The sequence below is a fragment of the Variovorax sp. J22G73 genome (assembly GCF_030317035.1).
Taxonomy (GTDB): domain Bacteria; phylum Pseudomonadota; class Gammaproteobacteria; order Burkholderiales; family Burkholderiaceae_C; genus Variovorax.
This window is the reverse complement of the sequence record NZ_JASZYK010000016.1, coordinates 110,253-124,083: the sequence shown is the minus strand read 5'-3', so window position 1 is coordinate 124,083 and position 13,831 is coordinate 110,253. Positions and strand designations below refer to the sequence as shown.

Genomic DNA, 13,831 nt, shown 5'->3' with positions numbered 1-13,831 from the left:
GGGCACCGGGTGGTGCCCTTCTTTTTCATGTCCGTGCAATGCCTGCACGCAAGCCGCGACAGCCCTGCAAGGGCTCGCGGCGAGGAGTTCGTTCCGATGCAATCCTTTCTGCTCGCGGTCGACCGGTTTTCCACCTGGATCGGCAAGACCTTCGCCTGGTGCGTGCTGCTGCTCACGCTGCTGATCAGCTGGGAGGTGTTCTCGCGCTACGTGCTGAACAAGCCCCACGCCTGGGTGCTCGACGCGCAGATCATGCTGTACGGCGCCATGTTCATGACCGCCGGCGCGTACACGCTGTCCAAGAACGGCCATGTGCGCGGGGACGTGCTCTACGGCTTCTTCCGCCCGCGCACGCAGGCGCTGGTGGACCTGGTGCTGTACATCGTGTTCTTCCTGCCCGGCATCGTGGCGCTCACCTGGGCCGGCTGGGTGTACGCGGGCGAGTCGATGGCCATTCGCGAGCAGACCTTCTCGGCCGAGCCGCTGCCGCTGTACCCGTTCAAGTTCGTCATTCCGCTGGCGGGCTTCACGCTGCTGCTGCAGGGCATCGTGGAAATCGTGCGCTGCGTGCTGTGCATCCGCACCGGCGCGTGGCCCTCGCGCGAGCAGGACGTGGAAGAGGTCGACGTCGAGAAGCTCAAGCAGATGGTGCACGTGAAGGACGCGGACATCGCCGCGCTCGACCGCGTGGTGGTGGCGCAGTCCGCAGCCCACGCGCCCTCCCCCGCGCTGAAAGGAGCCGCGCGATGATCCGCCGCGAACTCTGGTTCGGCCTGTCGTTCATGGCGCTGATCGTCGTCGGCGCGGGCTCGGTGCTGGCCAGCGCCGACACCATCACCAACGGCCACCTGGGCCTGCTGATGCTCTCGCTGGTGGTGGTGGCCATCATGCTGGGCTTTCCCACCGCGTTCACGCTGATGGGCATGGGCATGGTGTTCACCTTCCTGGCCTACGAGCGCGACTGGCACCGCACGCTCGACCTGATGGTGCAGTCGGCCTTCAAGACCATGGCCAACGACGTGCTCATCGCGGTGCCGCTGTTCGTGTTCATGGGCTATCTGGTGGAGCGCGCGAACCTGATCGAGTCGCTCTTCAAGAGCCTGCACCTGGCGCTGGCGCGGCTGCCCGGCGCGCTGGCGGTGGCCACGCTGGTGACCTGCACCATCTTCGCCACGGCCACCGGCATCGTGGGCGCGGTGGTCACGCTGATGGGCCTGCTGGCGCTGCCGGCCATGCTGCGCGGCGGCTACAGCGTGCCGCTGGCCGCGGGCGCCATCACCGCGGGCGGCTGCCTGGGCATCTTGCTGCCGCCTTCGGTGCTGCTCATCGTGTACGGCGCCACGGCGGGCGTGTCGGTGGTGCAGCTGTACGCGGGGGCCTTCTTTCCGGGGCTGATGCTGTCGTCGCTCTACGTGCTGTACGTGATCGTCGTCGCATGGCTCAAGCCGCAATGGGCGCCGCCGCTGTCGCAGGCCGAGCGCGTGGTGCCGCTGCCGCCGCTGTCGCAGCGCCTGGCCGACAGCCCCGCGGCGCATGCGCTGGTGGGGCTGCTGAAGGGGCGGCGCAACGCGGGCGTGCCGATGTCGCATGTGCTCCGGCAGCTCGGCATCGTCGCGCTGCCGGGCGTGGTGTTCGTGCTGCTGGCGTGCTTCAGCTACAAGGCCGTGACCACGGTGGAGGCGCAGGCGCGCTACGACATCGAGGAGATCGGGGCCGTGCGCAGCGCGCCCAGCGAGGGCGGCCTGCAGGAGCCGCCGAGCGAAGGAGGGCTGGCGGAGCCTCCGCAGGAAGGCGGGCTGCAGGAGCCGCCCGTGGAAGGCGAGACGGCAGCGCCGTCCGCAGCATCTTCAACACCTCCGACATCGCCTGCGCCATTGGCCGAGCCGCCTGCCGCGGCGCAAAGTACCGCCGCGGAGCCGTCCACCGAAGCCGCGACACAGCGCCCCGCCCCCACCTGGTGGTGGGTCGCCTTCGCGGTCTTCGGCGCGCTGGTCACGTTGTTCTACCTGTTCCTGAGCTTCGCGCGGCTGGAGATCTTCAAGCTGCTGCTCGCCTCGTTCTTTCCGCTGATGCTGCTGATCTTCGCGGTGCTGGGCTCCATCGTGCTGGGGCTGGCCACGCCGACCGAGGCGGCCGCCATGGGCGCGCTCGGCGGCATGCTGCTGGCGGCGGCCTACCGGCGGCTCAACCTCGCGGTGCTCAAGGAGTCGGTGTTCCTCACGGCCAAGACCTCGGCCATGGTGTGCTGGCTGTTCGTGGGCTCGGCCATCTTCTCGGCCGCGTTCGCGCTGCTGGGCGGGCAAGCGCTGGTGGAGGAATGGGTGCTGGGCATGAACCTCACGAAGGTGGAGTTCCTGATCTTGAGCCAGGTCATCATCTTCCTGCTGGGCTGGCCGCTGGAGTGGACCGAGATCATCGTGATCTTCATGCCCATCTTCATTCCGCTGCTCGACAACTTCGGCGTCGACCCGCTGTTCTTCGGGCTGCTGGTGGCGCTGAACCTGCAGACGGCGTTCCTCTCGCCGCCGGTGGCCATGGCCGCGTTCTACCTGAAGGGGGTGAGCCCGCCGCACGTGACGCTGAACCAGATCTTCCTGGGCATGCTGCCGTTCATGGGCATCCAGGTCCTGGCGATCGTGCTGCTGTACATGTGGCCGCAGATCGGGCTGTGGCTGCCGCAGCTGCTCTACAAGTAACAGCAGCCGGGCGCAGGCAACACGCGGCGGGCGAGAAGACTTATTCGCCTTCGATCTTCGCCGCCTCCACCACCTTGCCCCAGCGCAGGTACTCGGCCTTGCTGTAGTCGGCCAGCTTCTGCGGGTTCATGTAGTCGGCGGTGGCGCCGAGCTCGGAGGCCTTCTGCTGGAAGGCCGGCGTTGCCACCACCTTGGCGATCTCGGCCGTGAGCTTGTCGATGACGGGCTGCGGCGTCTTCGCCGGCGCGAACACGGCGAACCACGAGGTCGCGTCCAGGTTGGGCAGCCCGGCCTCCGCCGCCGTGGGCACGGTGGGCAGCGAGGCCACGCGCGTCTTGCCGGTGACGGCCACCGCGCGCAGCTTGCCCGACTGGATGAACGGCATGAAGGGCGGCGGCGTGCCGAAGGTCATGTCCACCTGCGCGCCCAGCAGGTCCTGCAGCGCCGGGCCGGTGCCCTTGTAGGGAATGTGCGTGAGCTGGATGCCGGCCTGCTGCTCGAGCATGGCGCCCGTCACGTGCTGCAGCGAGCCGGGGCCCGACGATGCGTAGGTCAGCTTGCCCGGGTGGGCCTTGGCGTAGGCGATGAGCTCGGCCATGTTCTTCACCGGCAGGCCCTCGCGCACCACCACCACCTGCGGCGCGCTCAGCACGTTGGCCACGGCGCGGAAGTCCTCGGGCACCCACTGCGCCTTCTGCCTGGTGACGTGGGGCGAGATGACGTGGTAGCCCGAGTACTGCATCAGCAGCGTGTGGCCGTCGGCCTCGGCGCGCTTCACCGCCACCGCGGCGATCACGCCGCTGGCGCCGCCGCGGTTGTCCACGATCACCGGCTGGCCCAGCGCCTTGCCCAGCGGGTCGGCCAGCATGCGACCGGCGATGTCGGTGGTGCCACCGGCGGCGGTGGGCACCATCAGCGTGACGGGCTTCGACGGATAGGTCTGCGCGCCGGCGGTGCCGGTGCCGGCCAGCAGCGCGGCGGCGGCCAGCGCGCCGAGCTGGCGGCGCGTAAGGAAGAAATGGTTCGAGGGGGTCATTGAATGTCTCCGTTGGTTCTTGAAATCGAATCGCGAATGGGGGGTGCGCAACCGTGGGCGCGGATCAGCCTGCGCGCGCCAGCGCCCGCTCGCGCGTGGCCGCGAAATCGGCCGGCGGCGCATGCAGGTCGAGCCGGCGGCCGGCCTTCACGATCTGGCTCGGAATGTCATGCCCGATGAGCGCCGGCAACCGCCGCGCGGCGTCGATCACGCGGGCCAGGTCGACGCCGGTGTCGTAGCCCATGAGTTCGAGCGCGTGCACGATCTCCTCGCTGCACACATTGCCGGTGGCGCCCGGCGCATAGGGGCAGCCGCCGATGCCGCCGATGGATGCGTCGAAGCGGCGCGCGCCGGCGTCGATGCCCGCCAGCACGTTCGCCAGCCCCATGCCGCGCGTGTTGTGGAAGTGCAGCGTGAGCCCGGTGCCGGGCCAGCGCTGCACGAAGGCGCGCACCAGCGCCTGCACCTGCCCCGGGTACGCCATGCCGGTGGTGTCGCACAGCGTGACGCCGCCCGCGCCCAGTTCGTCCACGAAGCGCGCGCACCAGCGGAGCACTTCGGCCTCGGGCACCTCGCCCTCGATGGGGCAGCCGAAGCTGCACGACAGCGACACGTTCACCGCCACGCCCGCCTGCCGCGCCAGCGCCGCCACCTCGGCCAGCGCGCGGAACGACTGCTCGCGCAGCATGCGCAGGTTGGCCAGGTTGTGGCTCTCGCTGGCCGACATGACCAGGTTCATCTCGTCGGCGCGCGCGTCGATGGCGCGCTCCGCGCCGCGCACGTTGGGCACCAGCGCGGTGTAGGCCACGCCGGGCACGCGCTCGATCTCGCGCAGCACCACCTCGGCGTCGCGCAGCGCGGGAATCGCCTGCGGCGACACGAAGGCCGTGACCTCGATCTTCGCCATGCCCGCGCGCGACAGCGCGTTGCACAGCGCGATCTTCTCGGGGGTGGGCACGAAGGCGGCCTCCACCTGCAGGCCGTCGCGCAGGCCGACCTCGCACATCTGCACGCGCCGTGCGTTGCCGTTCCAGGCCGACTCGTTCAAGACCGGCTCGTTCAAGACCGTGCTGTTCATGCCACCACCTTCCTGCCGCGCAGCGCGGCGATGTCTTCCGATGTGAAACCGAGCCCGGCCAGCACCGCGTCGGTGTCGTCGCCGAGCCCCGGCGCCGAAGAGCGCACCGTGCCGGGCGTGCCCATGAGCTTGGGCACCACGCCGGGCACCTCGATGTCGTGGCCGTCGCGCGTGCGCTGGCGCAGCAGCATGTCGCGCGCGCGGTAGTGCGGGTCTTCGGCGATGTCCTTCGCGGTGTAGACCTTGCCCGCGGGCACGCGCGCCGCGCCCAGCACCTCGAGCACCCCGGCCACGGGGCGCGGCAGCGTCCAGGCCTCGATGGCCGCGTCGAGCTCGGCCACGCGCGCCACGCGGCCCGCGTTGTTCGCCAGCGCCGGGTCGGCGCCCAGGTCGTCGCGGCCGATGGTCTGCATCAGCCGGCGGAAGATGCTGTCGCCGTTGCCCGCCACCAGCACGTAGCCGTCGGCGCAGCGGTAGGCGTTCGACGGCGCGATGCCCGGCAGCGCGCTGCCCGCGGCCTCGCGCACCGCGCCGAACGCGCTGTACTCGGGCACCAGGCTTTCCATGACGTTGAACACCGCCTCGTTCAGCGCCACGTCGATCACCTGTCCCTTGCCGCCGTTGACCTTGCGGTGATACAGCGCGGTGAGCACGCCGATGGTGCCGTGCAGCGCGGCGAGCGTGTCGCCGATCGAAATGCCGCAGCGCACCGGCACCCGGCCCGGCTCGCCGGTGAGGTGACGCAGCCCGCCCATCGCCTCGCCGATGGCGCCGAAGCCCGGCAGGTCGCGGTACGGGCCGCTCTGGCCGTAGCCCGAGATGCGCAGCATCACCAGGCCGGGGTTCAGCTCGCTCAGCACCTCGTAGCCCATGCCCCAGCCTTCGAGCGTGCCGGGGCGGAAGTTCTCGATGAGCACGTCGGCCTCGGCGATGAGCCGGCGCGCGATGCCCTGGCCCTCGGTGCTGCGAAGGTCGAGCGCCAGCGAGCGCTTGTTGCGCGACTGCACCTGCCACCACACCGAGGTGCCGTCCTGCAGCAGGCGCCAGTTGCGCAGCGGGTCGCCGGCGCCGGGCGCCTCGATCTTGACGACGTCGGCGCCGAACTCGCCGAGCGTCTTGCCGGCGAAGGGGCCGGCGATGAGCTGGCCCATCTCGATGACGCGCAGGCCCTGCAGCGCGCCGGGGCTCAAGGAAAGGTGGGGAACGTCGGAAACATCGGGAACGCGGGGAAGATTCATGGGCCCGATTCTGGTCAGCGCCCCCCTCGAGCGGAATGACAAAGCCGCGCACCCAGCTTTCGCGGATCGCGAAAGCGCGCCAGGGTTAACCCGTGACGTTGGTGCCGTCCGTGGCGTCTGTGCAAAGGTGGTCGATCAGCGTGCGCACGTGGCGCGGCACCGCGTTCGCGTCGCGCAGGCCGATCAGCAGGCGGCGCTCGGCCCAGGCGTCTTCCAGCGCGATCTCGCGCAGGTTCATCGAGCGCAGGTGCGGCTGGATCGCCTCGCGCGGCAGCACGGCCACGCCCATGCCCGCGGCCACCATCTGGCACATGGCGTCGAAGCTGCGCACCTGGATGCGCAGCCGCAGCCTTCGCCCCAGCGCCTCGGTGGCGGTCTGCAGGCGCTGCGCGAGCGAGGTGCCGGCCGCGAGGCTCACGAAGTCGAACTCGGTCGCCTCCTCGAAGCGCACGCTGCGCCGCCGCGCCAGCGCATGGCCGCGCGGCACCACCAGCGCCAGCTGGTCGGTGCGGTAGTTGACGAGGTGCAGGCCCAGCGAGGGCGTGCGGTCGGCGAAGATGCCCACGTCGGCGCGGCCGTCGAGCACGGCGAGCACGATCTCGCTGCTGTTCTGCTCCTCCAGCTCGATGCGGATGCCGGGGTTGGCCGCCACGAAGCTCGCGAGCTCGCGCGGCAGGAACTGAGTGACCGCCGAGGTGTTCACCCACAGCCGCACCACGCCCAGCACGCCCGAGGCGTAGTCGGACAGGTCCGCGGCGAGCTGGTCGACATCGTTCAGGATGCGCTGCGCATGGCGGTGCAGCGCATGGCCCGCCACGGTGAGCGTCACGCCGCGCGAATGGCGCTCGAACAGCTCGGTGCCCACCGCCGCCTCCAGGTCGGAAATGCGCTTGCTGGCCGCGCCCACCGCCAGGTGCGCGAGCTCCGCGCCCTTGCTGATGCTGCCGGTGCGCACCACGAGGTGGAAGAGCGACAGCGAGACGAGGTCGAGGCGGTGCAGGTTCATGGTCGGCTCCGTGCGAGGCATGCGGGGGGAGAGAGTTTCAACGCCGCCGCTCTACACGCAAGTTGAAAGCATTTCAACGCCGCCGCTCCACATACGGCCTTGCCTGCAACAGCACGATGCGCTCGCCCACCGTTGCCCACTCGATGTCCTGGTCCACCGCGTTGAAGGTGCGCTTCACCGCCGCGCCCACCGCGGCCAGGCGCACCACCAGCTCGTCGGTGAGCACCTTGCGCCCGGCCTCCACCGGCACCTCCTTCACGCCGCCGTCCTTGTCGAGCTGCAGCGCCGTGTCCTCGGCCGAGCGGCTGAGCACCTGCACGGCCTTCGACCAGCTCGAGTACATCACCTGCTCCGCCACGCGCTGGCCCTCGACCACGCGAATGCCGATGCCGCGCTTGGCCGAGATGTAGGTCACGTGCGGGTGGCCCGCGTCGAAGGGGTCGCGCGTGATCATCACGCCGGCGTTGGTCGCGTCGATGGCGGTCTGCACGAACACGCCCATCAGCACCGACTCGGCCCCGAAGCCCGCGGCGCCGCGGGCCTCCCAGGCCTCGGGGTTGAACACCGAGGCCCACACCTTCTTCACCGCCGCCTCGAGCGCGTCGCCGGTCTTCACGTTGGGCACGGTGGAGTACAGGCCGGCGCCGCTGAAGCCGGGCAGGTCTTCGGAGTTGGACGAGCTGCGCACGAACACGCCGCCGCCGCCCAGCTGCGACTGCCACGCCGCGCGCCATGCGGCGGCGGTGGCGGGGTCGACGGGCCACTGCACGATCTCGTCGCGCAGCTGCGCCAGCGCCCTCTGCCGGGACTTCGGGTCGTTGGCGAAACCGGGTTGCTGCTGCATGCGCGCGATGCGCGCGGCCAGGCCGTTGGCGCGCATGAAGCGGTCGTAGTGCGCGAACGGAATGCAGAAGCCGTCGGGCACCGACGTGCCCGGAATGCGCGCGGCCTGCATCGCGCCGAGGTTGGCGGCCTTCACGCCGCATTGCGCGCTGTTGCGCGCGCGCAGCGCGGCCAGCGGCAGCAGGCGGGCTTCGCGCAGGTCGGGCTGCAGGGCGCGCGCGCCGCCGGGCACCGCGCCGGTGGCCGCCACGCGCGCGGCGCGCGGCGGCAGGGCCGAAACCTCTTCGGGCGTGAGCCGGCGCACCTGGTAGCCCGAGGCCGCTACCTTCAGCGCCACCCACTGGCCGGCGTGTTCCTTCAGCACCGTGGCCGCGTCGCGCACATAGGCGTTCGGAATGCCCCAGCCCTTGGCCAGCAGGTTGACATGCGACAGCGCGGTCGACGGCCGCTCGGTCAGCACGCCCGCCACCGGCGGCAGGCCGATGGGCACCTGGCGCAGCACGGCGATGTCGTCGGGCAGCAGCGCGTTGATGGCGCCCTCGTCCTCCACGATGCGCACCCGGCCGGTGGCGGTGCCCAGGTTCATGGGCAGGTAGGGCTGCTCGCGGATCAGCGCCTCCTGGCTCACGAAGTCGATGCCGGTCTCCTGCGCCACGCGCTCGTGCAGCGTGGAATTGGTCTTGAACTTCACCGGCGCGAAGAAGCTGGCCTTCACGTGCGCGTCGGCCTCGCGCAGCAGCGCGGGCGTGAGCCGGTCGCCCTCCCAGAATTCGTAGGTGAAGCTGCCGATGTTCTGCTGCCAGCTCAGCGTGCCGAACAGGAAGCGGCGCTCGGGCACCAGGTAGTTGCGGTCGATGTCGCGCTTGGCGGTGCTGGCCACGAGCCGCGTGTCGCGCAGGAAGCGCACGTGCAGCTGGTAGCGCGGCGTGTCGATGTAGTGCATGCGCGGCGGCTTCGCCTGGCGGTCGATGGCGAACAGCACGTGCGCCAGCTGCATCGGCGTGCCGGCGTCGTACACGCGCGCGAGCTGGTCGAAGTCGCCCTGGCTGCGCAGCGCGGGCAGCGACGACGGCACCGAGGGGCGCGGCGCCAGCTGGGCGGCAGGGCCTTCGGGTGGCTGGTTCTGTTGCTGGCTTTGTTGCTGGTAATAAGAGGGCTTGCGCGCAAGCTGGGCGTTGGCGGGGTGCGCGGCGAGCAGCGCCACCGCCGCCATGCACGGCAGCCAGGCCAGCAACGGCGCGGCCATGGTGTTGTTCCGTGAGCGCTCACGCCGCATCGGGCATGTGCCTTGTTGGTTCTTCATTGGAGTCCCTCCTTACAGTCGGTTGCCGAATGCACGCGCGCTTCACCAATCCCTGGGCAGGCGCTGACAGCGGAAGCGGATTCTCGCGCGTTACAAATCAAGCCAACCCGAAGCGTTCGCCCAGCGGATCAGAGAAACCACACCCATGAACCCGACCGACCTTTCCGTGCTCTCCACCCCCCGCCGATGGCTGATCGGCCTGGCGCTGCTGTGCGTGGGCCTGGCCGCCAGCGCCCAGCAAGACCCGCCGGGCCGCATCGCGCGCCTGAACCTGCAGCAGGGCACCGTGAGCTTCGCGCCGGCCGGCGACGACAGCTGGTACGACGCCCAGCCCAACCGCCCCATCACCACCGGCGACCGGCTCTGGACCGACCGCAACGCGCGTGCCGAGCTGTACATCGGCTCGGCCGCCCTGCGGCTGGACGGCCAGACGCACGTGGAGTTCACCGAGATCGACGACGACACCGCGCGCATCACCTCCAACCAGGGCAACCTGCAGCTGCGCGTGCGCGACGACCTGGCCGGCCAGCGCGTGGAGGTCGACACCGGCAACCTCGCCGTGGTGATCGACGCGCCGGGCGAGTACCGCATCGCCTCCGACCCCGCCGCCGGCACCACCTGGGTGGCAGTGGCCTCGGGCCGCGTGACGCTGTACGGCGAGAACGGCGAGCAGCAGTCGCTGGGCGCGCGCCAGCAGCTCACGGTGTCGGGCCGCAACCTGGAAACGGTGGCCGGCGCGCCCTCGCGCAGCGGCGCCTTCGACAACTGGGTGGCCGAGCGCAACCGGCTGGAAGACCAGTCGGTGTCCGCGCGCTACGTGTCGCGCGAGGTGGTCGGCTACCAGCAGCTCGACGCCTACGGCGACTGGCAGAACGACGCCAGCTACGGCGACGTCTGGTTCCCGCGCAACGTCGATGCCGACTGGGCGCCCTACCGCGACGGCCAGTGGGTGAACGTCGCGCCCTGGGGCCTGACCTGGGTCGACGCCGCGCCGTGGGGCTTCGCGCCCTCGCACTACGGCCGCTGGGCCCGCGTGGGTCCGCGCTGGGGCTGGGTGCCGGGACGCACCAACGAGCGGCCGGTGTATTCGCCGGCGCTGGTGGGCTTCGTAGGCGGTGGCGGCAGCGGCAATGCGGGCGTGCAGATCGGCAACGGCCGCAACGGCGTCGGCTGGTTCCCGCTGGCCCCCGGCGAGCAGTGGCGCCCCGGCTACCGCGCGAGCGAGCGCTACGTGGCGCAGGTGAACCGCGCCGCGCTGCAAGGCCGCCAGGGCGTGCAGCGCAACGACTTCTATGCCAACCAGCAGCTGCCCGGCGCCATGAGCGTGCTGCCCGCCGAGCGCTTCGGCCGCGGCGCCTTCGGGCGGCGCGACCTGGTGCGGCTGCCCGACGACCGCTTCGCGCGCGGACCGGTGGTGGCCGTGCCCGGCATCTCGACCAACGGCTTCGGCGGCGGCTTCGGCCGGCCCGCCGCGGTGGTGCCGCCCGCGGCGCTGATCGCGCGGCAGCAGCAGATCCAGTTCCAGCACGCACAGCAGGCGCAGCAGGCGCAGCAAGCGCAGCAAGCGCAGCAAGCGCAACAGGCCCAGCAGTTCCAGCAGGGCCAACAGCAGCAGTGGGCGCAGCAGCAGCGCGCCGCGCAAGCCGCCCAGGCGGCCCAGCAACAGCAGCAGCAACAGATGGAATGGCAACGCCAGCAGGGCTGGCGCCAGCAGCAGGACGCGCGTCAGCAGCAAGACTGGCAGCAACAACAGCAGCGCCAGGACTGGCGCCAGCGCGGCGAGCCGGACCGCTGGCAACAGCAGCAGCAACAACAGCAGCAGTTGCAGCTCCAGCAGCAACAGGCCCAGCGCCAACAGCAGCAAATGCAGCAACAAATGCAGCAGGACATGCAACAGCGCGCCGCGCAGGCGCAAGCCCAGCAGCAGCAACAACTGCTCCAGCAACAGCAGATGCAACAGATGCAGCTGCAGCAGCAACGCGCGGCCCAGCAGCAGGCGCTCGCGCAACAGCAGCAACAGGCGCTGGCGCAGCAACAGCAGTTGCGCGCCGCGCAGATGCAGCAGCAGATGCAACAACAGGTGCAGGCGCAGCAGCAGGCCCAGCAGAACGCGATGCGCCAGGCGCAAGAGGCCCAGCTGCGCGCGCTCCAGCAGCAGCGCGGCATCCAGCCGCAGCCGCCGGGACCCCAGCCGCAAGGCCAAAGCGCCGCCGACGAACGGCGCCGGCTGCTGACCTCGCCCGATTCGCGCTGAACGCGCGCCGGCGGCAAGCCCCGACTGAAGCGCTGCCTTCGGCCCGCCGCTACAGTCGGCGGCCAAGGAGCCTTTCATGCGCACATTCGACTTCGATCTCTTCGTCATCGGCGGCGGCAGCGGGGGCGTTCGCGCCGCGCGCATGGCGGCGCAAACCGGCGCGCGCGTCGGCCTGGCCGAGGCCGCCGACCTGGGCGGCACCTGCGTCAACGTGGGCTGCATCCCGAAGAAGCTCTACAGCTACGCGGCCGGCTACGCCGAATCGTTCGAGGAGGCCGCGGGCTTCGGCTGGAAGCTGCACAAGGAGCCGCACTTCGACTGGGCCCACCTCAAGTCGCAGCGCGCCAGGGAGATCACGCGGCTCAACGGCATCTACGCCTCGCTGCTGAAGAACTCGGGCGTCGTGCTGGTCACGGGCTGGGCGCAACTGGTCGATGCCCACACGGTGGAAGTCGACGGCAAGCGCCACACCGCCGAGCACCTGCTGGTGGCCACCGGCGGCACGCCCTACGTGCCCGACATTCCGGGGCGCGAGCACATCGTGACCTCTGACGCCATGTTCGACCTCGACCCCTTCCCCCGGCGCCTGCTGGTGGTGGGCGGCGGCTACATCGCGTGCGAGTTCGCATCGATCTTCAACGGCCTGGGCTCGCAGGTGACGCAGCTGCACCGCCGCGCGCACCTGCTCACCGGTTTCGACGACGACGTGCGGCAGTTCGTCGCGGGCGAGATGGGCAAGGCCGGCGTCGACATCCGGCTCAACAGCGAGGCCGCGTCGGTCGCGCGCAACCCGCACGGCAAGCACGCGCTCACCGTCACGCTGGCGCGCGGCCAGCAGGTGGAGGCCGACACGGTGCTCTTCGCCACCGGCCGCGTGCCCAACACGCAGGGCCTGGGCCTGGAGGCCGCGGGCGTGAAGCTGGACGACAAGGGCGCCATCGCAGTCGATGCGCACTACCGCACCTCGGTGCCGTCGATCTACGCGGTGGGCGACGTGTCCACGCGCGTGCAGCTCACGCCGGTGGCGCTGGCCGAGGCGATGGTGGTGGTCGACGCGCTGTTCGGCAAGGGCAAGCGCCGCATGGACTACGAGTTCATTCCCACCGCCGTGTTCACGCACCCGAACATCGGCACCTGCGGTTACAGCGAGATCGACGCGCGCGCGAAGTTCGGCGAGATCACCGTGTTCTCCAGCGAGTTCAAGTCGCTGCGCCACACGCTGTCGGGCAGCACCGAGCGCACCTTCATGAAGCTGGTGGTAGACAAGAAGAGCGACCGCGTGGTCGGCCTGCACATGGTGGGCGCGGACGCGGGCGAGGTGGTGCAGGGCTTTGCGGTGGCGATGCGCGCGGGCGCGACCAAGGCGCTGTTCGACAGCACCATCGGCATCCACCCGACCGCCGCCGAAGAGTTCGTGACGATGCGCGAACCGATGCCGGGCTAAACCTTCGCTACCTTCGCTACCTTCTCGACCTTCGTTGCCTGCTGCTTGTTCTCGAGCAGCTTCACCAGCACGAACAGCACGCGGTTCGCGGGCGTGGGCACGCCCAGCGCCTCGCCGCGCCGCACGACCAGCCCGTTGAGGTGGTCGATTTCGCTGAGCTTGCCGCGCGCCAGGTCTTGCGCGGTCGACGAGTACTGCGTGGGCATGGTCTGCGCGATGCCGCGCACGGCGGCTTCGGTGTCGCCGACCACATCGACGCCTTCGGCCTTGGCCACGGCCAGGCATTCGGCCACCACGTCGCGCAGCACATCCGTCACGCCCGTGCCCTGCACCAGCACGCCGTAGGGCAGCTGCGTGATGGCCGAGAGCGCGTTGTACGCGCAGTTGAGGATCAGCTTGGCCCACAGCGCGCCGCGCACGTTGGCGGAAATGTGCGTGGGCACGCCCGCGGCTTCCAGGTGGCGCGCCATCTCTTCGCTGCGGCGCGAAGGCGCGATCACCAGCTCGCCGCGCCCGTGGTGCTTCACATGGCCGGGGCCGGCCATCTCGGTCGCCACGTAGACGACCGCGGCGGCCACGTCGTTCGACGCGAGCACGGAGCGCACGCGCGCGTCGTTGTCCACCCCGTTCTGCAGCGTGAGCACCAGCGCATCGGGCGCCAGGTGCGGCGCGATCTGCGCGGCGGCGGCCTCGGTGTCGGTCGACTTCACGCAGAACAGCACCAGGTCGGCGCCCTGCACCGCGCTCGCCTCGGTGCTGGCGGCCAGCGGCACGTGCTCGTCGAAGGCGCTGGTTTCCAGCCGCAGGCCGCGCGCCTCGACGGCGGCCACGTGCGAAGGCCGTCCGACCAGCACCACCTCGTGGCCCGCGCGCGCCAGCATGGCGCCGTAGTAGCAGCCGACCGCGCCGGCGCCCATCACTGCAACTTTCATC

General features: G+C 70.7%; 10 protein-coding genes. 4 read left to right on the top strand and 6 right to left on the bottom strand.

Features of this window, described 5'->3' with window-relative positions; translation table 11 throughout:
- Positions 1 to 96 precede the first annotated feature (96 nt).
- Together QTI51_RS34555 and QTI51_RS34550 are read left to right on the top strand one after the other, a co-directional pair.
- Positions 97 to 750: a TRAP transporter small permease subunit gene (locus tag QTI51_RS34555; protein ID WP_116910168.1), complete on the top strand. Its 654-nt coding sequence runs from the start codon at positions 97 to 99 to the stop codon at positions 748 to 750.
- Positions 747 to 2,696, top strand: coding sequence for a TRAP transporter large permease (locus tag QTI51_RS34550; RefSeq protein WP_116910169.1), 1,950 nt, complete (start codon positions 747 to 749; stop codon positions 2,694 to 2,696). Before QTI51_RS34555 ends, QTI51_RS34550 begins: the two co-directional genes overlap by 4 nt.
- A 40-nt stretch (positions 2,697 to 2,736) precedes the next feature.
- On the opposite strand, the gene QTI51_RS34545 is transcribed toward QTI51_RS34550, so the two are convergent.
- The 5 genes from QTI51_RS34545 to QTI51_RS34525 form a co-directional block, all read right to left on the bottom strand.
- Entirely contained in the window at positions 2,737 to 3,732 is a 996-nt protein-coding gene (locus QTI51_RS34545; RefSeq protein WP_116910170.1) for a Bug family tripartite tricarboxylate transporter substrate binding protein, read from the bottom strand.
- Positions 3,733 to 3,796: 64 nt separating this feature from the next.
- Positions 3,797 to 4,810 (bottom strand): hydroxymethylglutaryl-CoA lyase, encoded by a 1,014-nt coding sequence (locus tag QTI51_RS34540; protein WP_116910171.1) that lies wholly within the window; start codon positions 4,808 to 4,810, stop codon positions 3,797 to 3,799.
- Positions 4,807 to 6,048, bottom strand: a complete 1,242-nt coding sequence (locus tag QTI51_RS34535; RefSeq protein ID WP_116910172.1) for a CaiB/BaiF CoA transferase family protein — start codon at positions 6,046 to 6,048, stop codon at positions 4,807 to 4,809. Before QTI51_RS34535 ends, QTI51_RS34540 begins: the two co-directional genes overlap by 4 nt.
- Positions 6,049 to 6,133: 85 nt before the next feature.
- A complete protein-coding gene (locus QTI51_RS34530; protein ID WP_116910173.1) occupies positions 6,134 to 7,054 on the bottom strand; it encodes a LysR substrate-binding domain-containing protein in 921 nt (306 codons plus the stop codon).
- 73 nt (positions 7,055 to 7,127) lie between these two features.
- Positions 7,128 to 9,143 (bottom strand): PEP/pyruvate-binding domain-containing protein, encoded by a 2,016-nt coding sequence (locus tag QTI51_RS34525; protein ID WP_165840355.1) that lies wholly within the window; start codon positions 9,141 to 9,143, stop codon positions 7,128 to 7,130.
- A gap of 202 nt (positions 9,144 to 9,345) precedes the next feature.
- On the opposite strand from QTI51_RS34525, the gene QTI51_RS34520 reads away from it, so the two are divergent.
- Entirely contained in the window at positions 9,346 to 11,454 is a 2,109-nt protein-coding gene (locus QTI51_RS34520; RefSeq protein ID WP_116910174.1) for a DUF6600 domain-containing protein, read from the top strand.
- Positions 11,455 to 11,530: 76 nt separating this feature from the next.
- Entirely contained in the window at positions 11,531 to 12,898 is a 1,368-nt protein-coding gene (gorA, locus tag QTI51_RS34515) for a glutathione-disulfide reductase (protein WP_116910175.1), read from the top strand.
- Here the strand turns inward: gorA and QTI51_RS34510 are convergent.
- On the bottom strand, positions 12,895 to 13,830 hold the full coding sequence (locus tag QTI51_RS34510; RefSeq protein WP_116910176.1) for a ketopantoate reductase family protein: 936 nt from the start codon (positions 13,828 to 13,830) through the stop codon (positions 12,895 to 12,897). The genes gorA and QTI51_RS34510 overlap by 4 nt on opposite strands.
- Position 13,831: the final 1 nt, after the last annotated feature.

Bases quoted from the DNA above. Each gene is read 5' to 3' on its own strand.
- QTI51_RS34555 (WP_116910168.1), top strand. From the start codon at position 97: ATGCAATCCTTTCTGCTCGCGGTCGACCGGTTTTCCACCTGGATCGGC.
- QTI51_RS34550 (WP_116910169.1), top strand. From the start codon at position 747: ATGATCCGCCGCGAACTCTGGTTCGGCCTGTCGTTCATGGCGCTGATC.
- QTI51_RS34545 (WP_116910170.1), bottom strand. From the start codon at position 3,732: ATGACCCCCTCGAACCATTTCTTCCTTACGCGCCGCCAGCTCGGCGCG.
- QTI51_RS34540 (WP_116910171.1), bottom strand. From the start codon at position 4,810: ATGAACAGCACGGTCTTGAACGAGCCGGTCTTGAACGAGTCGGCCTGG.
- QTI51_RS34535 (WP_116910172.1), bottom strand. From the start codon at position 6,048: ATGAATCTTCCCCGCGTTCCCGATGTTTCCGACGTTCCCCACCTTTCC.
- QTI51_RS34530 (WP_116910173.1), bottom strand. From the start codon at position 7,054: ATGAACCTGCACCGCCTCGACCTCGTCTCGCTGTCGCTCTTCCACCTC.
- QTI51_RS34525 (WP_165840355.1), bottom strand. From the start codon at position 9,143: ATGGCCGCGCCGTTGCTGGCCTGGCTGCCGTGCATGGCGGCGGTGGCG.
- QTI51_RS34520 (WP_116910174.1), top strand. From the start codon at position 9,346: ATGAACCCGACCGACCTTTCCGTGCTCTCCACCCCCCGCCGATGGCTG.
- gorA (WP_116910175.1), top strand. From the start codon at position 11,531: ATGCGCACATTCGACTTCGATCTCTTCGTCATCGGCGGCGGCAGCGGG.
- QTI51_RS34510 (WP_116910176.1), bottom strand. From the start codon at position 13,830: ATGAAAGTTGCAGTGATGGGCGCCGGCGCGGTCGGCTGCTACTACGGC.